The 21,692-nt window shown below is 71.3% G+C and carries 16 protein-coding genes; 13 read left to right on the forward strand and 3 right to left on the reverse strand.

Annotated elements, in window-relative coordinates; translation table 11 throughout:
* Positions 1 to 13 precede the first annotated feature (13 nt).
* The 6 genes from ACFPA8_RS08180 (at position 14) to ACFPA8_RS08205 (ending at position 6,342) form a co-directional block, all read left to right on the forward strand.
* Entirely contained in the window at positions 14 to 1,165 is a 1,152-nt protein-coding gene (locus tag ACFPA8_RS08180; RefSeq protein WP_386444457.1) for an ABC transporter ATP-binding protein, read from the forward strand.
* The gene (locus ACFPA8_RS08185) at positions 1,162 to 2,124 is read left to right on the forward strand and encodes an ABC transporter permease (protein WP_386444460.1); all 963 of its coding nucleotides are present in this window, start codon (positions 1,162 to 1,164) and stop codon (positions 2,122 to 2,124) included. Before ACFPA8_RS08180 ends, ACFPA8_RS08185 begins: the two co-directional genes overlap by 4 nt.
* Positions 2,124 to 2,945 (forward strand): ABC transporter permease, encoded by an 822-nt coding sequence (locus tag ACFPA8_RS08190; RefSeq protein ID WP_386444462.1) that lies wholly within the window; start codon positions 2,124 to 2,126, stop codon positions 2,943 to 2,945. The genes ACFPA8_RS08185 and ACFPA8_RS08190 overlap by 1 nt, the downstream gene beginning before the upstream one ends.
* Positions 2,942 to 4,423 (forward strand): NAD(P)/FAD-dependent oxidoreductase, encoded by a 1,482-nt coding sequence (locus ACFPA8_RS08195; protein WP_386444465.1) that lies wholly within the window; start codon positions 2,942 to 2,944, stop codon positions 4,421 to 4,423. Before ACFPA8_RS08190 ends, ACFPA8_RS08195 begins: the two co-directional genes overlap by 4 nt.
* 210 nt (positions 4,424 to 4,633) lie before the next feature.
* Complete coding sequence (locus tag ACFPA8_RS08200; protein ID WP_386444468.1) at positions 4,634 to 5,347, forward strand: C39 family peptidase; 714 nt, start codon at positions 4,634 to 4,636, stop codon at positions 5,345 to 5,347.
* Between the two features lie 530 nt (positions 5,348 to 5,877).
* Positions 5,878 to 6,342 carry a hypothetical protein gene (locus tag ACFPA8_RS08205; protein ID WP_386444470.1) on the forward strand — a complete coding sequence of 155 codons (465 nt, stop codon included), beginning with the start codon at positions 5,878 to 5,880 and terminating at the stop codon, positions 6,340 to 6,342.
* A gap of 33 nt (positions 6,343 to 6,375) precedes the next feature.
* On the opposite strand, the gene ACFPA8_RS08210 is transcribed toward ACFPA8_RS08205, so the two are convergent.
* Together ACFPA8_RS08210 and gabT are read right to left on the reverse strand one after the other, a co-directional pair.
* On the reverse strand, positions 6,376 to 6,927 hold the full coding sequence (locus ACFPA8_RS08210; protein ID WP_386444473.1) for a phosphatase PAP2 family protein: 552 nt from the start codon (positions 6,925 to 6,927) through the stop codon (positions 6,376 to 6,378).
* A 440-nt stretch (positions 6,928 to 7,367) separates the two neighbouring features.
* Entirely contained in the window at positions 7,368 to 8,717 is a 1,350-nt protein-coding gene (gabT, locus tag ACFPA8_RS08215) for a 4-aminobutyrate--2-oxoglutarate transaminase (RefSeq protein WP_386444476.1), read from the reverse strand.
* A 528-nt stretch (positions 8,718 to 9,245) separates the two neighbouring features.
* Between gabT and ACFPA8_RS08220 the strand changes: the two genes are divergently transcribed.
* The 3 genes from ACFPA8_RS08220 (at position 9,246) to ACFPA8_RS08230 (ending at position 15,054) form a co-directional block, all read left to right on the forward strand.
* Positions 9,246 to 11,420, forward strand: a complete 2,175-nt coding sequence (locus ACFPA8_RS08220; protein WP_386444737.1) for a type IV secretory system conjugative DNA transfer family protein — start codon at positions 9,246 to 9,248, stop codon at positions 11,418 to 11,420.
* 61 nt (positions 11,421 to 11,481) lie between these two features.
* Entirely contained in the window at positions 11,482 to 13,281 is a 1,800-nt protein-coding gene (locus ACFPA8_RS08225) for a PucR family transcriptional regulator (protein WP_386444479.1), read from the forward strand.
* 318 nt (positions 13,282 to 13,599) lie between these two features.
* Positions 13,600 to 15,054: an aldehyde dehydrogenase family protein gene (locus tag ACFPA8_RS08230; protein ID WP_386444482.1), complete on the forward strand. Its 1,455-nt coding sequence runs from the start codon at positions 13,600 to 13,602 to the stop codon at positions 15,052 to 15,054.
* A gap of 85 nt (positions 15,055 to 15,139) precedes the next feature.
* Here ACFPA8_RS08230 and ACFPA8_RS08235 read toward each other — a convergent pair whose 3' ends face one another.
* On the reverse strand, positions 15,140 to 15,511 hold the full coding sequence (locus ACFPA8_RS08235; protein ID WP_386444485.1) for a nuclear transport factor 2 family protein: 372 nt from the start codon (positions 15,509 to 15,511) through the stop codon (positions 15,140 to 15,142).
* A gap of 130 nt (positions 15,512 to 15,641) precedes the next feature.
* On the opposite strand from ACFPA8_RS08235, the gene ACFPA8_RS08240 reads away from it, so the two are divergent.
* From ACFPA8_RS08240 to ACFPA8_RS08255, 4 genes are all read left to right on the forward strand, one after another.
* Positions 15,642 to 16,409 (forward strand): metallophosphoesterase, encoded by a 768-nt coding sequence (locus ACFPA8_RS08240; protein WP_386444488.1) that lies wholly within the window; start codon positions 15,642 to 15,644, stop codon positions 16,407 to 16,409.
* 509 nt (positions 16,410 to 16,918) lie between these two features.
* Positions 16,919 to 18,835, forward strand: coding sequence for an acyl-CoA dehydrogenase family protein (locus ACFPA8_RS08245; protein WP_386444740.1), 1,917 nt, complete (start codon positions 16,919 to 16,921; stop codon positions 18,833 to 18,835).
* 148 nt (positions 18,836 to 18,983) lie between these two features.
* A complete protein-coding gene (gene dxr, locus ACFPA8_RS08250) occupies positions 18,984 to 20,240 on the forward strand; it encodes a 1-deoxy-D-xylulose-5-phosphate reductoisomerase (protein WP_386444491.1) in 1,257 nt (418 codons plus the stop codon).
* On the forward strand, positions 20,237 to 21,541 hold the full coding sequence (locus tag ACFPA8_RS08255; RefSeq protein ID WP_386444494.1) for a M50 family metallopeptidase: 1,305 nt from the start codon (positions 20,237 to 20,239) through the stop codon (positions 21,539 to 21,541). Before dxr ends, ACFPA8_RS08255 begins: the two co-directional genes overlap by 4 nt.
* The last annotated feature ends 151 nt before the right edge of the window (positions 21,542 to 21,692 follow it).

Below are 21,692 nucleotides of genomic sequence, written 5' to 3' on the forward strand. Positions count from 1 at the left end.
CGAGGAAACGGTCATGACGATCACGCTTTCCGGAGTCAGCAAGGTCTTCGGCGACTTCACCGCCGTCCACCCGCTGGACCTCACCATTCCCGAGGGTTCCTTCTTCGCCCTCCTCGGCGCCTCGGGCTGCGGCAAGACCACGACGCTGCGCATGATCGCGGGGCTGGAGGAGCCGACGGGCGGCAGCATCCGCCTCGGCGACGACGACATCACCGGGCTCCCCCCGCACAAGCGGCCCGTGAACACCGTCTTCCAGAACTACGCCCTCTTCCCGCACCTGGACGTCGCCGAGAACGTCGCGTTCGGGCTCCGCCGCCGCGGCATCACCTCCGTGCGGAAACAGGTCGAGGAGACGCTGGAGCTCGTCGAACTGGGCCCCCTGGCCAAGCGGAAGCCGCGCCAGCTCTCCGGCGGCCAGCAGCAACGCGTCGCGCTCGCCCGCGCGTTGATCAACCGCCCGCAGGTGCTGCTCCTGGACGAGCCGCTCGGCGCCCTCGACCTCAAACTGCGCCGCCAGATGCAGCTTGAGCTCAAGCGCATCCAGACAGAGGTCGGCATCACCTTCGTCCACGTCACGCACGACCAGGAGGAGGCCATGACGATGGCCGACACCGTGGCCGTGATGAACGGGGGCCGCGTCGTACAGCTCGGCGCTCCCCACGAGCTGTACGAGAACCCACGCTCGACCTTCGTCGCGAACTTCCTCGGCACCTCCAACCTCATCGAGGCGGAGATCGTGGCGGTCGAGGGAGAGGACCTGCGGCTGAAGGCCGTCGGCGCCGATTCCGTCCTCCGGCTGCCCGCGGAGCGCTGCGCGGTGGAGGAACCGCGGGCCGGCGGCAAGGTGCTCGTCGGCGTACGTCCCGAGAAGATCTCCCTCACCCACGCCGCCGACGCCGATACCTCCGACGCCACCGGGGCGATCCCCGAGGGCAGCAACCTGCTGACCGGGCGCATCCGCGACGCCGGCTACCTCGGTGTCTCCCTGCAGTACGTCATCGACAGCCCCGTCTGCCCGGAGTTCAGCGTCTACGAGCAGAACGTCGAGCGTGACACCCGGCTGACACCCGGTACCGAAGTCGTCCTGCACTGGCGGCCGTCGCACACCTTCGCCCTGGACGCCGCCCAGGACGCGGACGCCGGAACGGTGGAGGAGGCGCTGTGACCGCCCCGAGCGTTCCCGCCCCCGCCGGCACGGCTCCGCCCACAGATCGGCCGTCCCCGGAGACCGGCTCCTCCGGGGACGGCCCGGAGACCCGCCCCCGGCGGCGCCTCACGCCCTACTGGCTGCTGCTGCCGGCGGGGCTCTGGCTCGCCGTCTTCTTCGTCGCGCCGTTCTTCTACCAGGCATCGACGTCCGTGCAGAGCGGCTCCCTCGAGGAAGGCTTCCGCGTCACCTGGGCCTTCTCCAACTACTCCGACGCGCTCGCCACTTACGGCCCGCACTTCCTCCGCTCGTTCCTCTACGCCGCCATCGCCACCCTGCTCTGCCTGCTCATCGGCTACCCCCTGGCGTACATGATCGCCTTCCGCGCCGGCCGCTGGCGGGGACTGCTGCTGGTGATGGTGATCGCGCCGTTCTTCACCAGCTTCCTCATCCGCACCCTCGCCTGGAAGACGATCCTCTCGGACGGCGGCCCGGTGGTGGGCGTACTGGAGTCGCTGCACGTCCTGGACGTCACCAGCCAGCTCGGCCTGACAGGCGACGACCGGCTGCTGGCGACCCCGCTGGCAGTCGTGTGCGGACTGACGTACAACTTCCTGCCGTTCATGATCCTGCCGCTCTACAGCTCCCTGGAGCGCATCGACCTCTCCCTGCACGAAGCCGCCCGCGACCTGTACGCCGAACCGGCGACCGTCTTCCGCAAGGTGACCTTCCCGCTCTCACTGCCGGGCGTCGTCGCGGGGACGCTGCTCACCTTCATCCCGGCCTCCGGCGACTACATCAACGCGCAGTTGCTGGGATCGCCGAACACACAGATGGTCGGCAACGCCATCCAGAAGCAGTTCCTCAACGTGCTGGACTACCCGGCCGCGGCTGCCATGTCCTTCATCCTCATGGCGATCATCCTCGTCGTCGTCACCGTCTACATGCGCAGGGCAGGAACGGAGGAACTGGTCTGATGGCTGCCCACTCCCCGGGTCTCGCCCCCGTGCGCTGGCTGCGCCGCAACGCCGTCGTACTGGCGGGACTGGCCGCACTGGTCTACCTGCTGCTGCCGAACGTCGTGGTGATGCTCTTCTCCTTCAACAAGCCGGCGGGACGCTTCAACTACGAATGGCGCGACTTCTCCACCGACGCCTGGACCGACCCCTGCGGAGTCGCGGACATGTGCGGCTCCCTCGGCCTCAGCCTGCAGATCGCTCTGCTGTCCACGCTGTTCGCCACGGCCTTCGGTACGTTCGCCGCCTTCGCACTCGCCCGCTACCGCTTCCGCGGCAAGGGCACCGGCAATGCGCTGATCTTCCTGCCGATGGCGATGCCGGAGGTCGTGATGGGCGCCTCCCTCGGCACCCTCTTCCTCAACACGCGCGTCGACTTCGGGTTCGTGACGATCCTGATCGCGCACATCATGTTCTGCCTGAGCTTCGTCGTGGTCGCCGTGAAGGCCCGGGTGATGAGCATGGACCCGCGGCTGGAGGAGGCTGCACGCGATCTGTACGCGGGGCCGCTCCAGACGTTCCTGAGGGTCACCCTGCCGCTGGCAGCCCCCGGCATCGCGGCAGGCGCGATGCTGAGTTTCGCGCTGTCCTTCGACGACTTCATCATCACCCAGTTCAACGCCGGACCGTCCACGGTCACGTTCCCGATGTTCGTCTGGGGAGCCGCTCAGCGGGGTGTTCCGGTGCAGGTGAACGTCATCGGCACCGCCATGTTCCTCATCGCGGTCGCCATCGTGCTCGTCGGCCAGCTCACCGCCGGCCGCCGCAGGGGCCGGCCATGACGACACAGCGCGGCGGCGACGGCACGGAAGCAGGCCCGGCCGTCGTCGCCGACGCTGCGACACGCGCCCTGGCGGGCGCCCGTCCGGTGCCGTTCTGGCTGGACGATCCCGAGCACCGTCCCGACGCGCTGCCCGCCCTCACCGGCGACGAGGAGTGCGACCTGCTCGTCGTCGGCGGCGGCTACAGCGGCCTGTGGACGGCCCTGATCGCCAAGGAGCGCGACCCCGGCCGGGACGTCGTGCTCGTCGAGGCCAAGGAGATCGGCTGGGCCGCGTCGGGACGGAACGGCGGGTTCTGCGACTCGTCCCTCACGCACGGCTTCGCGAACGGACTGGCCCGCTGGCCCGAGGAGTTCACCACCCTCGAACGTCTCGGACAGCGCAATCTCGACGCCATAGAACACGCCGTCGCGCGCTACGGGATCGACTGCGACTTCGAACGCACCGGCGAGATCGAACTGGCCACCCAGCCGCACCAGGTCGCCGAGCTGCGCGAGGCCGCGGAACAGGCGAGACGTCTCGGACTGGACGCGGACGGCTGTGACGTGGGGGAGGAGAACGTGACCTTCCTCGACCGCGACGCGGTACGCGCCGAGGTGGACTCCCCGTCCTTCCTCGCGGGGCTCTGGTTCCGCCGCGGCGTGGCGATGCTCAATCCCGCGAGGCTCGCCTGGGGACTCAAGCGCGCCTGCGTCGGGGCAGGCGTGCGCATCTACGAGAACACCCCGGCCCGTCAACTCGCCTCCGACGCCGCCTCGGTGGCGGTACGCACCCCCTACGGCCGGGTCCGCGCCCGGCAAGCCGCGCTCGGCACCAACGCCTTCCCGTCCCTGCTGCGGCGGGTCCGGCCGTACATCGCCCCCGTCTACGACTACGCCCTCATGACCGAGCCGTTGAGCGAGGAGCAGCGTGCCTCCGTGGGCTGGCGGAACCGGCAGGGGCTGGCCGACAGCGCCAACCACTTCCACTACTTCCGGCTCACCAGTGACGACCGCATCCTGTGGGGCGGCTACGACGTCCTGTACCACTACGGCAGCAAGATCGCCGCTGAGTACGACCAGCGGCCGGAGACGTTCCGCAAGCTGGCCGGTCATTTCTTCGACGCCTTCCCGCAGTTGGCAGGGCTGCGTTTCACTCACGCGTGGGGCGGCGTCATCGACACCTGTTCCCGTTTCTCGCCGTTCTTCGGCACGGCCCACGGCGGGCGCGTCAGCTATGCGGCCGGTTACACGGGGCTCGGCGTCGGGGCGACACGGTTCGGTGCGGAGGTGATGCTCGACCTGCTGAGCGGCGAGCAGACCGAGCGTACGCAGCTGGAGTTCGTCCGCAGCAAGCCGCTGCCGTTCCCGCCGGAGCCCTTCCGGTGGGCGGGCATCGCGCTGACGCAGTGGTCGCTGGCACGGGCGGACGCCCGCGGGGGCCGCCGCAATCTGTGGCTCAAGGCGATGGACGCGGCCGGAATGGGCTTCGACAGCTGAACTCCCACGGACCGCCCGGGGACTCGCCTCCGACGCCTCGACGGGAGTTGACGGGTCCTCAACCGGGGCCTGGTACAGGCAGATCGAGTACGCAGCCGGTTCTGGCAACGTCACTGGTCGGGCCTGTGAAACACGCGTAGACCCCCTGCCCTTCGCACCCTCCGTGATGGCATGCTCACCTCAATACCCCCCCCCACGGAGGAGAACTGCATGCGCATCAGATCCATGGCGGTGACCGTGGCACTGACGGCCACCGGGCTGCTCGCCGCCCCCGGCGTGGCGAACGCGGACGCGGACGCGTCCCGCAAGGCCGTCGTCTCGCAGGTCGTCGCCGAGCCAGGGGGGTCGGCAGCCCCCGTCGAGGTGACGGAGAAGGGCTCCCGGGCGCACACCCGGGCCACGGAGACCAAGGCCGCCAAGACCCTCGAAGTCGACTACCAGGTGCAGGAGACCGGCTACTGGTGCGGTCCGGCCGCCACGCGCATCGCCCTCTCCGCGCGCATGGGACCGCCGAGCCAGGCCGATCTCGCGGCCCAGTTGGGGACGACGGAGAACGGGACGGACGACATCAGCCAGGTCACGTCCGTACTGAACGCGAACCTCGGCACCGGCTGGTACGAGTCGAAGTACATGCCGGACGACCCGCCCTCGCAGGCGCAGAAGGACCTGCTGTGGCAGGACATCGTCCTCGACATCGACAACAACTATCCGCTGGTGACGAACATCGTCGCGCCTCCCGGCAACCAGCCGCCCGGCTATCCCTCGGATCAGACGATCTACCACTACTTCACGGTCATCGGGTACGACGACGCGAACAAGACCGTGCTGATAGCCGACCCGGCGTCGTTCTCGGGCAACCAGATCTACTGGCTCTCCTTCGACCAGCTCGCGAGCCTCATACCGCCGAAGGGCTACGCCGCCTGACGCGTCTCCGTCCGTTCCCGTGAGGACGGTCGGACGGTCCGCCGCGCACCCGCAGAGCGGGGGCGCGGCGGACCGCTCTCTCCCGCGATCGCCTCGCTTGCCGGTGGGCAGCGTCCGCACCCCCCCCGCGTGACCGATCCCCGTACGCCCCGAACACCCCGTCGACCGGCGGTACTTCCGACCGGCGGCCCGCCCTCGCGGACGGCCGCGGGTGCTTCGGCCCGGCGGAACTTCTCCGCTCCGCCGTGTGGCCGGCGGGGACTGACTGCACGGGCAGGAGGGCAGGCTCTCCCTCGCACATTCCCGAACGGGTGTGTACCTCGGGCACAAGCAGGCTCGGCCACGCACGGACGCACACGGGCACGGCAGGAACTGCCAGGCGGAACGTGCCGCGTGCGCGACTCGCAAGCGCGCCCACCGCGGCGCGGCGCGGATCACGCCCGCACGCGGGACGACCCGGGCAAGTGACGCAGGAATCCGGCAGGTTCCGCCTCTCCCTTGTGACACACGTGCACGGGGAGAGGGGGACCATGACTGGTACGGCCGGGAAACCGGGAGCCGTGGAGTGGCTGGCGTCGGCGGCCGACGATCCACAGGCATGCAGGGCGGAGTGGGAACGCAGCCCGCTGGGAGTCGTGCTGCTTCCCGCAGGGCGGATGTGGGACGTGCTGATGGTCGGCGGGCTGCTGGGCTATCCGGCGCTGGACGCGCTCACCGGCTGCCCGGAGAGGCCCGGGCCCGTACTGGCCGACTTCGGGCAGGCCCGGATCGGCTTCTTCGTGCCGCCGGGGACGGCCGCACGCTGGGCGGACACGGGCGTACGGTGCGCGGGGCGCGGCACGTGGATCGTCGCACCGTGTCCGGGCCGGGCCTCGGGAGGTGCGCGCTGGCTGGTCCCGCCGGACGGGTCGGGGACGCTCAACGACCCGGTGGTGCTGGAGATCGCGCTGCAGGACGCGGCGGCGAGGGTCGGGCGGAGGGGCAGCCGGGGCTGAAGCAACCGGCGTGATCCCGTGCGCGGTCAGCGGTCAGCGGTCCGGGCGCGCGGTCGCCGTCCCGGGCCCCGGGGCGTCCGGTGGGTCGCCGTCGGCATGCTCCGGACCGTCCTGCGGGGCCTGCGCGGCGCGGGACCGGAGCCCGCGCCGGACGGCCGCCGTCGCCGAGGCCAGCAGCACCCAGCTCAGGCACCAGCTGGCCAGCACGTCGAGCGGCCAGTGGTAGCCGCGCCAGACGAGACCGGCGCTGCACAGGGCGGTGAGCAGCGCCGCAGCGGACGGCAGCGGCCAGCGCGGGAGCCGTCGTACGGACAGGCACAGCAGCAGCGCCGCGCCGCCGAAGGCGACGGCCGCTGTGGCGGTGTGACCGGACGGGTAGTAGTTGACGCCGCCCAGCGGCCCCGGCCTGCCCAGCCACACCTTGACCAGGGTGACGATCACGGCGACGCACCCCAGCGCCGCGAGCGCGCACACGGGCGCCAGCCAGCGCCGCACCCCTGCGCCCGCTGCCGCGTACACGGCGGCGGCGACGAGCACAGGAACCGCGACGGCCAGGTTGCCCAGGTCCGCACAGAGTTCGGCCACGGCGGTGGGAGGGGAGGTGCGCCGCAGTACGGCGCCGAGCCGGGCGTCCAGAGCCAGCAGCGGTCCGTCGACGGCGACCTGCCAGGTGACGAGCGCGAAGAGGACGCAGCACAGCGCGCATACGGCGAGGTGAATGGCCGACCGCCCCGGAACAGGGGGGAGAGTTCCGGAGCGGTCGTATCGACCGGCTTTCCGCGGGCCCCGGGGGGTGTGGGACGGGCGGTCTCCCGATCGGTGAGGAGCGTGCGCCAGGGCACGACCGGGCTCGTCTTGGGGAGAGACGGGCTCGGGCCAGGAGTCCGAAGTGGAGTTCCGGAGCACCCGGCGATTGCTGAAACCGTACGGCAGGCCGGCGAGGCCGGACAGCCGGATTACGCTCCGGCCATCGGCCTCGCACAGATTCTTCACGCCGAACGCTTTCTGCAAGGTCCCGGCCGTTGTCAGAGGGCTGCCAGGGCGTTCTCCAGCACGTCCAGGCCCTCCGTGAGCAGCGCCTCGTCGATCACCAGGGGCGGCAGGAAACGCATGACGTTCCCGTACGTGCCGGTGGTGAGCACCAGCAGACCGTCCTGGTGGCACGCCTTGGCGAGCGCGGCCGTCACCTGGGGGTCGGGCTCCTTGCCGCCGGGCTTGACGAGTTCGATGGCGAGCATCGCGCCGCGGCCGCGGACGTCACCGATGACGTCGTACTGTCCGGCGAGCTTCTGCAGCCGCGGCTTCATGATCTCTTCGATGCGCTTGGCCCGGGCGGCCAGGTCCAGCTCGCGCATCGTCTCGATGGCGCCGAGGGCGGCGGCACACGCGACGGGGTTGCCGCCGTAGGTGCCGCCGAGGCCGCCGGAGTGCGCGGCGTCCATGATCTCCGAGCGGCCGGTGACGGCGGCCAGGGGCATACCGCCCGCGATGCCTTTCGCGGTGGTGATGAGGTCCGGGACGATGCCCTCGTCCTCGCAGGCGAACCACTGGCCGGTGCGGCAGAAGCCGGACTGGATCTCGTCCGCGACGAAGACGATGCCGTTGTCCTTGGCGAACTGGGCGATGCGCGGCAGGAAGCCCTTCGCCGGCTCGATGAAGCCGCCCTCGCCGAGCACGGGCTCGATCAGGATCGCCGCCGTGTTCTCCGCGCCGACCTGCTTGCTGATCTGGTCGATCGCCTGGGCCGCGGCCTCTTCGGCGCAGTTCTCGGGACCGGTCAGCCAGCGGTAGGGGTAGGCGACGGGGACGCGGTAGACCTCGGGGGCGAACGGGCCGAAGCCGTGCTTGTAGGGCATGTTCTTCGACGTGAGCGCCATCGTCAGGTTCGTACGGCCGTGGTAGCCGTGGTCGAAGACGACGATCGCCTGGCGGCGGGTGTACGTCCGCGCGATCTTGACGGCGTTCTCCACCGCCTCGGCGCCGGAGTTGAACAGCGCGCTCTTCTTGGCGTGATCGCCGGGAGTCAGCTCGGCGAGCTGCTCGCAGACCTCGACGTAGGGCTCGTACGGCGTCACCATCACACACGTGTGGGTGAAGGCCTCCAGCTGTGCGGTCGCGCGCCGGACCACGGCCTCGGCGCTGTTGCCCACGCCCGTCACGGCGATCCCGGAGCCGAAGTCGATGAAGGAGTTGCCGTCCACGTCCTCCAGGACGCCGCCGCCCGCGCGCTTGGCGAAGACGGGCATCACGGTGCCGATCCCGTCGGCGACCGCCGCCTGCTTGCGGGCCATCAGCTCCTGGGACTTCGGACCGGGAACGGACGTGACGACGCGACGCTCCTGGGGGAGGGCCGGGCCACCGGTCATTTCCGTCATAGCGCTCTCTTTCGGGGCGAAGGGGCCTGCACGTCTCTCGCAGGCTAGAGGCACGGACAAGGGGGAGACATGCACCGGTGCGGAGAAGTCACGGTGTCGTGTTGGCCGTCACGGACATAGGCACGGCGCCGCCCGGCCGGTCCGTCCCGTGGGGCTGAGGGGCGGAGCCGGAGGAGGCGGGGCGGCAGAGGGTTCGAGAGCGCCCCTCGCCGCGGCTCCTCGCGGGGCGGGAGGAGGACGTACGCCTTGCCGTGTGCAGCCGATTCGTCTCTCGGCGTGAGCCAACTCCCTCCGTCGGCGGCTAGATTGGGAACAGGGAGCGGCAACGTACGGGCCGGGCAAGGGTAGAGGCGGCACATGGACATGGAGTCTCCGCGTCGGAGGCAGAGTTCGGACAGTTCACACGGCCCGGACTGGGGACCGGCACAGGCCGGCTCCGAGGGGCCGGGGGCGCCCGGAGCCGGGACGGAGAGCGGGCTGCCCCGGCAGCAGGGAGCGCTGCGGAAGGGCGAGGCGGAGCCGCTGCCGATGCCGCGGCGGAGTCCCGCCGCCGCGCGACCGGGCCCGCCGTCAGCGCCGCCGTCAGTGCCGCCGTCCGTCCCGTCCGTTCCGCCCGGGCAGGCGCCGGCACCTGCCGCCGCATCCTCGCTGGCGGACTGGCTGCGCACTCCGCGCCCCGATGCCGAGCCGGGCATCTGGCGGTACGGCTACCGGCCGCTGCCGCCCCCCGACCCCGACCGCATCCCGGCGCGTCAGTTGCTCAGCGGCGCCGTGGTCTCCTTCCTCATCGGCTGGCTGATCTGGTCGCTGCTCTACAACGGCTACCTCGGTGCGTACTGGCTCTGGCCGATGCTCGCCCTCACCCCCGAGTCGTGGCGCGAGGCCGGCGGCGAGCAGATGATCTACGTGTGGGTGACCTACGCCTACTACGCCCTCGTCATCGGAGCCATCGCTGTCGTCTTCGGCCGGCTGGGACGCTGGCCGGAAGTATTCCGGCGCGCACGGGCACGCCTGACCCGTACGGCCGCGCCGGACGCCGGGGCGCGCGGGGCCGCCCGGACGCCCCAGCCCGTGCCCCCTCCGCCCCCCGAGCACGACCCCGTCGAATGGCCGGAACTGCGCGTCGACGGCGCCGTGGAGGCAGCGGAGCGGCTCGCGGGGGAGGTGCGCGGCGGCCGCATGAACGACGTGGACCATGCGCGTATCCGCCGCGCCTGGGAGTCCGTGCGGGCACGGCCGGGGCGTCTGGCCCCCTTCGTCGACACGGTCCTCGCGCACGGCGCCGCGGCCTGCGCCCACCCCTCGGGCCAGCGGGGCCTGCCGCAGCGCCGAGCCGCCCGTCACGATCTCCGCCTGCGGCAGGTGCGCATCGGCACCGCGGCCGACACCGAGCGCAATCCGCACCAGTACCGCGGAGCCGGTGTGGCGCTGGAGCCGTCCCTGCTCGGTACGTCCGCGCTGACCGTCGGACCGCCCGCGTCCGGGAAGACGGAGCGGGTCGTGCGCCCGGTGACGGAGTCGCTGTGCCTTCAGGCCCTCGCGGGGCAGGCTGCCGTCGTCGTGGTGACTGCGCACGGGGCCCGGCTGGCTCCCGACGAGTCCTTCGACGCAGTCGTACGGGTGGGACACCCGGACTCCCGTCACGGCCTCGACCTCTACGGGGGCACGAGCGATCCCGACGAGGCGGCGGGGATGCTCGCCGAAGCCCTCGTCGGCGACCTGGCCGGGACCCTCCCGGGCGGCGACAGCCGTCGGGCGGCCACGACGCTCGCCCAGCTGATCGGCCCGTACCGCGCCGCGCACGGCTGCTTCCCCGCCGTGCCGCAGCTGCGTGAACTGCTGGACGGGTCCCCCTCCGCCCTGAGCACGCTGCGCGCCGCGCTGGAAGAGGCGGCCGAGGGCGCGCAGCTGCGCGAACTGGACGCCCACGAACGGCAGTCGGGGCGCTCCGACGACCCGCGCCCGCTGCTCGCCGACCGCATCGCCCTGCTGGACCGGCCCGCCTTCGCCGGCTTCTTCCAGCCAGAGGGCGGCGGAGGCCCGGGCGGCTCCCCGTCCGAGGGCCCGCGGCCCTTTTCGCTGCGTGCGCTGGAACGTCCGCTGCGCGTCCGTATCGACCTCCCGGAACGGGGGCACGCGGAAGCCTCACGGATCCTCGCGCGGCTCGTTCTCGCGCAGTTCACCGAGTGCGCGGCCGCGCGGGGGGACCAGTCCCTCTTCGCCGGGCTCGTACTCGACGACGCGTCCCAGACCGTCACTCCGCAGTCCCTGCGCGGGCTCCAGCGTCTGCGCTCCGCGCACGCCGGTGTGCTTCTCACCCTGCGCGGCCTGGACGACGTACCGCAGTCCCTGCGCGGCTCGCTGCTCGGTGCGGTCGGCTGCCGGATGGTCTGCGCGGGGGTCACGCCGTGGGACGCCGAGCACTTCGCCGAGGTGTGGGGCAAGGAGTGGGTGGAGACCCGCGACGTCACCAACCGCCAGCTGGTCTCCGACGAGCCCTTCACGCGGGTCATGCACGCCGTGCGCAGGCTGGCCACGGGCAGGCACGTCACCGCCGAGTCCGTGACCGTGCGGAAGGTGCAGCGCGAGCGCTGGTCCGCCTCGGAACTGGCGAACGATCTGCCGCCCGGACACGCTGTGTTGTCACTGATGACTGTCGGTGGGGAGCGGACTCCGCCGATTCTGGCGAAGCTGGGGGAGTGACTTCGGGAATGACTTCGGGAATGACCGGAATGACCCGGGCCACTGTACGGTGAGCTTTGTTATGCCACCGACACTCGCCTCGCTCGTACAGCACTCCGCGCTGCGGCTGGCGGTGCTCACCGGGCAGGACCGGCTGGACACCTCCGTGCGCTGGGCACATGCGAGCGAACTGGCCGACCCCACACCGTATCTGGAGGGCGGCGAACTCCTGCTCGTCACCGCGCTGAAGCTGGACGCCGAGGACCGCGACGCCATGCGGGAGTACGTGGGACGGCTGGCCGGCAAGGGCGTCGTGGGCCTCGGATTCGCAGCCGGCGTGAACTACGAGAAGGTGCCCGCGGCACTCGTCGACGCGTGCCGCGAGGCGGACCTGCCGCTGCTCGAAGTGCCGCGCCGCACCCCCTTCATCGCGATCAGCAAAGCCGTCTCCGCCGCCATCGCCGCCGAGCAGTACCGCGCCGTCACCGCCGGGTTCGACGCGCAGCGGGAGATGACCAGAGCGGCGCTCTCCCAGGACGGTCCTTCGGCCCTGCTGGCCAAACTCGCCTCACAGGTGGCGGGTTGGGCCGCACTGTACGACGCCTCGGGGGCCATGGTGGCCACTGCGCCGAACTGGGCCCTCCGCCGCGCCGCACGGTTCGTGGGCGACGCGGAACGGCTGCGGGACAGGCCCGCGCCCGCGAGTGCCGTGGTCAGCGGAGCCGAGGAGGGCGACGACCGGGTCGAACTCCAGTCGGTCGGCGGCGGACGCCGCGCCAGGGCGGTGCTCGCCGTGGGCACCGCGGCGCCGCTCGGCACCGCGGAGCGCTACGCGGTGCACTCCGCCGTCGCCCTGCTGACCCTCACGATGGAGCGTTCGCGGGCACTCCAGGAGGCCGAACAGCGGCTGGGAGCCGCCGTGATGAGGATGCTGCTCTCCGGTGAGCCCGACCACGCCCGCGCGGTGGCCGGAAGCCTCTACGGCGGGCTGCTGGACGCCCCCATGCGTGTCCTGGTGGCGGAGCCGGCGTCCGCATCCGCCGCCCGTGGACGCGGCAGCGTGCACGGTTCCGGTGGGGCGGGTGCGAGCAGCGCCGCAGTCGGCGGACACGGCGCGTCCGGCGTGCCGGGCGACGGCGCGGCAGGCGGCCCGGGCGCCCCCCATCTTCCTCTCGTCACCCTCACCGAGGACTCCCCGGTGCCCCTGGCCGCCCCGGACGGCAGCGCCGACGACCTCACCCGCCCTCTCGACCAGTTCGCCGATCTCGCCGAGACGGCTGCGTCGCGCAGCGGAGAGGCCGTGCTCGTCGTGCCGGACGGCAACCGCCTCGTCGTGCTCGCGTCCGACGGGGGATCGGCGTTCGCCGCCTGCGCGCAGTACGCGGCGTCGTTCGCCAAGGCGCTGGAGGCGTCCGGCGCCGGGGGTGGACCCCACTCCAACGGCACGGGTCCGGCCGTGGAGGACGCCCTGTTCATCGGTGTCTCGGCGCCCGCGGGTCTCTCCGCGGCGGCGGTCGCCTTCAAGCAGGCCGTGCAGGCACTGTCGGTCGCTCGCCGCCGCGGTGCACCGCTCGTCGAGCACGAGGACGTGGCCGCAGGGTCGGTGCTCCCGCTGCTCGCCGACGACGCAGTGCGGGCGTTCGCCGACGGCCTGCTGCGCTCGCTCCGCGATCACGACGCGAACGGCAGGGGGGACCTGGTGGCCTCCCTCCGTGCCTGGCTCTCCAGACACGGACAGTGGGACGCCGCCGCTGCGGACCTGGGTGTTCACCGCCACACCTTGCGCTACCGGATGCGCCGCGTCGAGGAGATCCTGGGCCGCTCGCTCGACGACCCGGACGTCCGTATGGAGTTGTGGCTCGCGCTGAAGGCCACGGGCTGACTCCGAAGCCCTGCCGGGACGCCCTCGCGGGCCGGTCCGCCCCGTCCGCGCCGCTCCGCTCGTTCCCTCGGCCGGGCCCCTCCGGAACAGCGACCGCGTCCCGGGGGAGGCGGATCAGACGGAGCCGCCGCCCTGCCCGTGCCAATACGGCGTGCGCGAAGGACGAAGTCTGCCGCGCCGGACAAGAAACGCCCCCTTGCCCAAGCCCTACCGTGGGCGGGGGAGGGCAACGGGTGCCGTCGGCGCCTGCCGTCGGTCCGGCATCCGCCGCTTTCCCGCTCACGACCATCCACACCCTTCCGGAAGGGCGGCCCCGCAGTGACGACAGCGACTTCCCCGCAAGCGTTCTGGCTCGCCGGCCGCAAGGCCACCGGCGGCGACACGCTCGATGTCACCTCCCCCTGGGACGGGCGGCTCGTGGGAAGCATCAGCCTTCCCACCGCCGACCAGGTCGAGGAGGCCGTGGCCGCCGCTGCAGCCGTAGCCGACGAGTTCTCCGCGACCCCCGCGCACGTACGGGCCGCCGCCCTCGACCATGTCGTGGGACGACTCAAGGAGCGCGCGGAGGAGATCGCCACGCTGATCTCCGCGGAGAACGGCAAGCCCATGAAGTGGGCGCGCGGCGAGGTCGGACGGTGCGTGTCGGTCTTCCGCTGGGCCGCCGACGAGGCCCGCCGCTTCAACGGGGGAGAGGCCCAGCGCCTGGACTCCGACGCGGGCGGCGCCGGACGGCTCGCCCTCACGCGGCGCTTCCCCTACGGTCCCGTCCTGGGCATCGCGCCCTTCAACTTCCCGCTCAACCTCTGCGCGCACAAGGTCGCACCCGCGCTCGCCGTGGGGACGCCGATCATCCTCAAGCCGGCGCCCGCAACGCCGCTGTCCGGTCTGCTGATCGGAGAGCTCCTCGCGGAGACCGACCTGCCCGACGGTTCGTGGTCCGTGCTGCCCGTACCGAACGAGCGCATGCCGGAGCTGGTCCAGGACGAGCGGCTGCCGATCATCTCCTTCACCGGTTCCGCCCCGGTCGGCTGGTCGATCCTCGACTCCGCCCCCCGCAAGCGCGTCACCCTCGAACTGGGCGGCAACGGGGCGGCGATCGTGCTGGGCGACTTCGACTCCGAGGCCGACCTCGACTGGGCGGCGCAGCGCATCGCGACCTTCTCCAACTACCAGGGCGGACAGTCCTGCATCTCGGTGCAGCGTGTGATCGCGGACGCCTCGGTCTACGACCGGCTGGTGCCCAAGGTCGTCACCGCCGTGGAGGCTCTGCGCACGGGCGACCCGTCCGACCCGGCGACGGACGTGGGCCCGCTGGTCAGCGAGGACGCGGCGAAGCGTGTGCAGTCCTGGGTCGACGAGGCGGTCTCGAAGGGGGCGAAGCTGCTGACGGGCGGCGAGCGCGAGGGCGCGACCTACGCGCCGACCGTGCTGGAGAACGTCCCGGCGGACACGCAGCTCGGCTGCGAGGAGGCGTTCGGTCCGGTCATGTCGTTCACGAGGGTCGACGGCGAGGCAGAGGCATTCGCAGCCGCCAACGACTCCAAGTACGGCCTCCAGGCAGGTCTGTTCACGCACGACATCCAGGCCGCATTCCGTGCGCACCGCGCCCTGGAGATGGGCGGCGTGGTCGTCGGCGACGTGCCCTCCTACCGGGCCGACCAGATGCCCTACGGCGGCGTGAAGCAGTCCGGCGTGGGCCGCGAGGGCGTCCGCTTCGCGATGGAGGACTACACGTACGAGCGTGTGATGGTCCTGACCGGTCTGGAGCTCTGAGCGGCAGCACGTCCGGACAGCCGGACGTGAGGACCGGCGGATGCCGGCGGCGCGTGGGGGCGCCGCCGGCCTCCGCCTCCTGTGTTCAGATCGCCGCGAGGTCCCCGGCGAAGACGACCATCTGATCGATGCGTCCGTCCCGCAGGTGCACCATGTCGGTGCCGGTCAGCAGCAGCCGTCCCGCTTCGTTGTGGTAGCTCCAGCTGTAACGCGCCCACTCTCCGGGGGCGTCCACCACGGTCGTACGGGTCACGGTGCCCGGCCCTTCCGGATGGGCGCGGAGCTCGGTGATGAAGTTCTCCACCGTCTCGACGCCGACGCTGCGTCCCAGCGGGCCCCAGAAGACGACGTCCGACGTCAGAGCGCGGGCGAGCAGTTCGGTCACATAGGCCGGGCTCGAAGCGTTGAAGGCGGCAAGGAAAAGATCTACAGCGTCTTCGCTGGGTTCGGCCTGCATCCCTCTGTCCTACCAGAAGGACGCCCCCGGTAAAGACCCCGTAGCCGGCAACCCGCGCAGGCCGATCCGCCACGGAACGAGCCCCCGCGCACCGGCAGTCCGGCCCCGGCCGGCTGGAAGGAGTGAGCAGTTGTTCGTCTTCGCGCACATCAGCGACACGCATATCGGACAGGACCGCGGTGACGGGGGCTCCCGCGCGCGGGAGCGCACGGAGCGGGTGCTGCGAGTCCTCGACGGCCTCCCCGGTGAACTGGACGCCGTGATCCTCACCGGCGACATCACCGACCGGGGAACGCCCGAGGAGTACGAGGAGGCCGCGAAGCTGCTCGACGGGTCCCGCCACACCCCGCTGCACTGTCCCGGCAACCACGACGCGCGGGGTCCCTACCGCGCCGCTCTCCTCGGGGGAGACCCCGCCGACGCGTCACCCGTGGACCAGTTGCACGTACTCCCCGGAGCCACTTTCGCGATGTGCGACAGCAGCGTCCCGGGACGCGGTGAGGGCTACCTCGGCGACGCCACTCTCGCGTGGCTCGACGACGCGCTCGCGGGTGCGCGGAAGGACAGGCCTGCCTTCGTCTGCTTCCACCACCCGCCGCTGCCGCTGCACGGTCAGTACGTCGACCCGATCCGGCAGTTCGGCGAGGACCGCCTCGCCGCCGTCGTCGGGCGGCACCCGCACGTGGCGGCGCTGCTTTGCGGGCACAGCCACACCCCCGCCGTGACCACCTTCGCAGGACTTCCACTCGTGGCGGCGCCGGGTGTCGTCTCCAGCCTGCGCATGCCGTGGGAGGGCGAGGAGGACGGGCCCCTCGACTACGCGCTGCCGCCCATGCTCACCTACCACATCCTCGACGACGAGGGCCGCCTGACCAGCCACTTCCGCGCGGTGCCCTGAAAGACGGGAATCCCGCACCTGCCGCGGGTCAGGCCGGGCAACTTGATCAGCGGTACGGGGTGATGTGCTCCGGACGTCCCTACGCGGTCACCTGGGAGGGGGGCGAGGTGGCACGCGCTCGGGAGGTCCTGGCCGACGTGGCGCGGCGCCGCGGATTCACGACCACGGTGACGCCGGTGGAGCGCCCTGCCATTCGCTGCGCATCGACGCGCCACGTGGACAACGTCCAGCGCCCGCGCCCCGGCTCCGTGGTCGTACAGGCCGTGGACAGCCGTGGACAGGCCGTGGAGGAGCGGGCAACAGGGCGGCCGTCCGGGACGCGGTCCCGGGAGTGGGGCCGCCGGGCCGGCGGCCCGCCGGGTACTCCGAGCGCGGGCGCGTGCGGATGCTCCCTGGGCCGGGTGCGCCGAGGCTGGTAGGCAACGGATGAATTGGGTACATACGAGCGAGTAGCACCGGCCGGTAGTGCACGGCGATCCCTGTCCCTACCACGCGGCGAGATGAGTGAGATGACTGTCTCCGAGCGCGAAGCCCGAGAAGTAGCCGAGGCCGCACGCGAACAGGACTGGCGCAAGCCCAGCTTCGCCAAGGAAATGTTCCTGGGCCGCTTCCGGCTGGATCTGATCCACCCCCATCCCGAACCGCCGGCGGAGGACGTCCGGCGAGGCGAGGATTTCCTGGCCAAGCTCCGCGACTTCTGCGAGACCTCCGTCGACGGCGCCCGGATCGAGCGTGAGGACCGCATTCCCGACGAGGTGATCGCCGGGCTGAAGGACCTCGGCGCCCTCGGCATGAAGGTCGGCCCCGAGTACGGCGGCCTCGGCCTGACGCAGGTCTACTACAACAAGGCACTCGCGATGGTCAGCTCCGCGAGCCCGGCCGTCGGGGCACTGCTCTCCGCGCACCAGTCGATCGGGGTGCCGCAGCCGCTGAAGATGTTCGGCACCCAGGAGCAGAAGGACACCTTTCTGCCCCGCTGCGCCCGCACCGACATCTCGGCCTTCCTCCTCACGGAGCCGGACGTCGGCTCCGACCCCGCGCGGCTCGCGACGACGGCCCTGCCGGACGGCGACGACTACGTCATCGACGGCGTGAAGCTGTGGACGACCAACGGCGTCGTCGCCGACCTCCTGGTGGTCATGGCCCGCGTCCCGAAGTCGGACGGTCACCGGGGCGGCATCACCGCCTTCGTCGTGGAGGGCGCCTCGGAGGGCATCACCGTCGAGAACCGCAACACCTTCATGGGCCTGCGCGGTCTGGAGAACGGCGTCACCCGTCTCCACCAGGTGCGGGTTCCCGCGGCCAACCGCATCGGCAAGGAGGGCGAAGGACTCAAGATCGCTCTCACCACGCTGAACACGGGACGGCTCTCGCTGCCCGCCACCTGTGTGGGCGCCGGCAAGTGGTGTCTGAAGATCGCACGCGAGTGGGGCGAGGCGCGCGTGCAGTGGGGCCGCCCGGTCGCCGAGCACGAGGCGGTCGGCAGCAAGATGTCCTTCATCGCGGCGACGACGTATGCGCTGGAGGCCGTCGTCGACCTCTCCAGCCAGATGGCCGACGAGGAGCGCAACGACATCCGCATCGAGGCCGCGCTGGCGAAGCTGTACGGCAGCGAGATGGCGTGGCAGATGGCCGACGAGCTCGTCCAGATCCGCGGCGGACGGGGCTACGAGACGGCCGAGTCCCTCGCGGCCCGCGGCGAGCGGGGCGTCCCCGCGGAGCAGCTGCTGCGCGATCTGCGAATCAACCGCATCTTCGAGGGATCGACGGAGATCATGCATCTCCTCATCGCGCGGGAAGCGGTCGACGCGCACCTCTCGGTCGCCGGTGATCTCATCGATCCGGACAAGACGCTCTCCGACAAGGGCCGTGCAGCAGTCTCGGCGGGCGGCTTCTACGCCCGCTGGCTGCCGAGACTCGTCGCAGGCGCGGGCCAGCTGCCCGGCGCGTACGCCGACTTCGGGCAGCTCGCCGAGCATCTGCGGTACGTGGAGCGCACCTCGCGCAAACTGGCCCGCTCGACCTTCTACGCCATGTCCCGCTGGCAGGGGCGGATGGAGACCAAGCAGGGCTTCCTCGGCCGCATCGTGGACATCGGCGCCGAACTGTTCGCGATGAGCGCCGTCTGCGTACGGGCCGAGAAGGCCCGCCGCGATGCGCTGAGCAGCTCGGTCGAGGACGGTAAGGCCGCGTACCAGCTCGCGGACGTCTTCTGCAGGCAGTCGCGGGTGCGTGTGGAGGAGCTGTTCGGGCGGCTGTGGCACAACACGGACGACCTGGACCGCAAGGTCGTGCGCAACATCCTCGACGGCGCCTACACGTGGCTCGAGGAGGGCGTCGTCGACGCCTCGGCCGAGGGACCGTGGATCTCCGAGGCCCTGCCGGGACCGTCCAAGAAGGAGAACGTGCACCGCCGCATCCGCTGAGGGGCGTGAAGCGGCGGTGAGGGGGCGGGCGCCCGGTGCTGAGCAACGAACGCCGGGCGCCCGCGCCGTGCAGGTGGGCGCGTCCGATGTGCGGGTGCGGGCCACGGGCGGTGACCCCGTCGTGTTCAAGTGCCGTCAGAATGGGGCCATGACGGAAACCCTCGCCGACCCGCACCTGCGTTCGCCCGGTCCCGTGGACGTGGACGTGCTGGCAGGCCCACGCGACATCGTGATCCTCGGTTCGACCGGCTCCATCGGCACCCAGGCGGTCGATGTCGTACTGAGCAATCCCGGCCGCTTCCGCGTGACCGGACTGTCCGCCGCGGGCGGCCGGGTGAAGCTGCTGGCCGGGCAGGCCCACCGGCTCCAGGTGCGCACGGTCGCCGTCGCACGTGAGGACATGGTGGGCCAGCTGCGTGAGGCGCTGCGCGCCGAGTACGGGCCGGGGGAGCCGATCCCCGAAGTGCTCGCAGGCCCCGACGCCGCCGCCGAGCTCGCTGCGAGCGAGTGCCACACCGTGCTGAACGGGATCACGGGTTCCATCGGGCTCGCCCCCACCCTCGCTGCGCTGGAGGCGGGGCGGATGCTGGCACTGGCCAACAAGGAGTCGCTGATCGTCGGCGGACCGCTGGTCAAGGCGCTCGCCCGGCCGGGGCAGATCGTCCCCGTGGACTCCGAGCACTCGGCGCTCTTCCAGGCGCTGATGAGCGGCACGCACGCCGAGGTGCGCAAGCTGCTCGTCACCGCTTCCGGCGGACCGTTCCGCGGCCGCACGAAGGCCGAACTGGAGGGCGTCACGCCGCAGGAGGCACTCGCACACCCCACCTGGGACATGGGCCCGGTGATCACCGTGAACTCGGCGACACTCGTCAACAAGGGGCTGGAGGTCATCGAGGCCCACCTGCTCTACGACGTGCCCTTCGACCGCATCGAGGTCGTTGTCCACCCGCAGTCCGCTGTTCACTCGATGGTGGAGTACACCGACGGTTCGACGCTCGCGCAGTGCGGCCCCCCGGACATGCGGCTGCCGATCGCACTGGGAATCGGATGGCCGCACCGCGTACCCGAGGCCGGCCCGGTCTTCGACTGGTCGCGCGCCATGTCGTGGGAGTTCTTCCCGCTGGACGCCGAGGCGTTCCCGGCAGTGCCGCTCGCGTTCCAGGTGGGGCGCTCGGGCGGCACGGCACCGGCCGTCTACAACGCCGCGAACGAGGAGTGCGTGGAGGCGTTCTTGGAAGGAAGGCTGCCGTTCTCGGGCATCGTGGATACGGTTGCCGCTGTGGTCGAGGAGCACGGGACGCCGCGCGCAACCGCGTTGACGCTCGCCGATGTCCTCGACGCAGAGACCTGGGCGCGTCGGCGCGCCCGTGAACTGGCGACGGCAGCAGCGGAGGCCCGCGCATGACGACCCTCATGACGATTCTCGGCATAGTCGTCTTCGTTGTCGGTCTGCTCTTCTCCATCGCCTGGCACGAGCTGGGGCATCTCTCCACGGCGAAGATGTTCGGCATCCGCGTGCCGCAGTACATGGTGGGCTTCGGCCCGACGATCTTCTCCCGCCGCAGGGGCGAGACCGAATACGGCGTGAAGGCGGTGCCACTCGGCGGCTACATCCGCATGATCGGGATGTTCCCGCCCGGCGAGGACGGCACGCTCCGCGCGCGGTCGACCTCCCCGTTCCGCGGGATGATCGAGGACGCGCGGGCGGCGGCGTTCGAGGAGCTCAAGCCCGGCGACGAGAAGCGGCTCTTCTACACGCGCGCCCCCTGGAAGCGCGTCATCGTGATGTTCGCCGGGCCGTTCATGAACCTGATCCTGGCGGTCGTGATCTTCCTCGTGGTGCTGATGTCGTTCGGCATCAACACCCAGACCACCACGGTCTCCTCCGTCTCCAAGTGCGTGATCCCCGCATCCGCGAAGAGCGACAAGTGCCCTGCCGGCGCGAAGGATTCACCCGCCAAGGCAGCCGGGATGCTGCCGGGCGACAAGATCGTCGCCTTCGACGGCAAGCGCGTCACCCAGTGGGAGACTCTCCAGCAGCAGATCCGCGACACCACGGGCCCGGCCACCATCACGGTCGAGAGGGACGGTGCCCGCAAGACGCTTCAGGCGGACCTGATCTCGAACAAGGTCGCCAAGTCCGACGGACGCGGCAGCTACGTCGAGGACGAATACGTCACGGCGGGCTTCCTCGGCTTCACGCCGGCCAGCGGTGTGGTCCAGCAGTCCTTCCCGCAGTCCGTCGACCGGATGGGCGACATGATGGCGTCCGGCGTGGAAGCGCTCGTCGCACTCCCCTCGAAGGTCCCCGACCTGTGGAACGCGGCCTTCGACGGAGCGGAGCGCAAGCAGGACTCCCCGATGGGCGTCGTGGGCGCCGCCCGGGTGGGCGGCGAGGTCTTCTCCCTCGACATCCCGCCCACACAGCGGGTCGCGACGATGCTCTTCCTCGTCGCGGGCTTCAACCTCTCGCTCTTCCTCTTCAACATGCTGCCGCTGCTGCCGCTGGACGGCGGCCACATCGCGGGGGCGATGTGGGAGTCCGTGCGACGTGCCTTCGCGAAGGTCTTCCGGCGGCCCGATCCGGGGCCGTTCGACGTGGCGAAGCTGATGCCCGTCGCGTATGTGGTGGCCGGAATCTTCATCTGCTTCACGCTGCTCGTCCTGGTCGCGGACGTGGTCAATCCCGTGAGACTCGCGGGGTAGTACGTCCGGGGGGCAGCCGGACGAGGACATACAGGGGCACCCGGGCCCGCTTCGTGCCCGGGTGCCATGCTTTGGGGGGATACGGCCTCGGGATGTGCTCGTACGGGTGAAGGTGTCGTAATCTCAGGAGCCGGAGCCCGTCGATCTATCG

It is taken from the genome of Streptomyces ovatisporus (assembly GCF_042653885.1).
GTDB classification, from domain to species: domain Bacteria; phylum Actinomycetota; class Actinomycetes; order Streptomycetales; family Streptomycetaceae; genus Streptomyces; species Streptomyces ovatisporus.

Excerpts from the sequence above, each read along its gene's own strand:
- gabT (WP_386444476.1), bottom strand. The coding sequence starts at position 8,717 with ATGACGGAAATGACCGGTGGCCCGGCCCTCCCCCAGGAGCGTCGCGTC.
- ACFPA8_RS08245 (WP_386444740.1), top strand. The coding sequence starts at position 16,919 with ATGACTGTCTCCGAGCGCGAAGCCCGAGAAGTAGCCGAGGCCGCACGC.
- ACFPA8_RS08205 (WP_386444470.1), top strand. The coding sequence starts at position 5,878 with ATGACTGGTACGGCCGGGAAACCGGGAGCCGTGGAGTGGCTGGCGTCG.
- ACFPA8_RS08235 (WP_386444485.1), bottom strand. The coding sequence starts at position 15,511 with ATGCAGGCCGAACCCAGCGAAGACGCTGTAGATCTTTTCCTTGCCGCC.
- ACFPA8_RS08200 (WP_386444468.1), top strand. The coding sequence starts at position 4,634 with ATGCGCATCAGATCCATGGCGGTGACCGTGGCACTGACGGCCACCGGG.
- ACFPA8_RS08195 (WP_386444465.1), top strand. The coding sequence starts at position 2,942 with ATGACGACACAGCGCGGCGGCGACGGCACGGAAGCAGGCCCGGCCGTC.
- ACFPA8_RS08220 (WP_386444737.1), top strand. The coding sequence starts at position 9,246 with ATGCCGCGGCGGAGTCCCGCCGCCGCGCGACCGGGCCCGCCGTCAGCG.
- ACFPA8_RS08255 (WP_386444494.1), top strand. The coding sequence starts at position 20,237 with ATGACGACCCTCATGACGATTCTCGGCATAGTCGTCTTCGTTGTCGGT.
- ACFPA8_RS08225 (WP_386444479.1), top strand. The coding sequence starts at position 11,482 with ATGCCACCGACACTCGCCTCGCTCGTACAGCACTCCGCGCTGCGGCTG.
- dxr (WP_386444491.1), top strand. The coding sequence starts at position 18,984 with ATGACGGAAACCCTCGCCGACCCGCACCTGCGTTCGCCCGGTCCCGTG.
- ACFPA8_RS08180 (WP_386444457.1), top strand. The coding sequence starts at position 14 with ATGACGATCACGCTTTCCGGAGTCAGCAAGGTCTTCGGCGACTTCACC.
- ACFPA8_RS08190 (WP_386444462.1), top strand. The coding sequence starts at position 2,124 with ATGGCTGCCCACTCCCCGGGTCTCGCCCCCGTGCGCTGGCTGCGCCGC.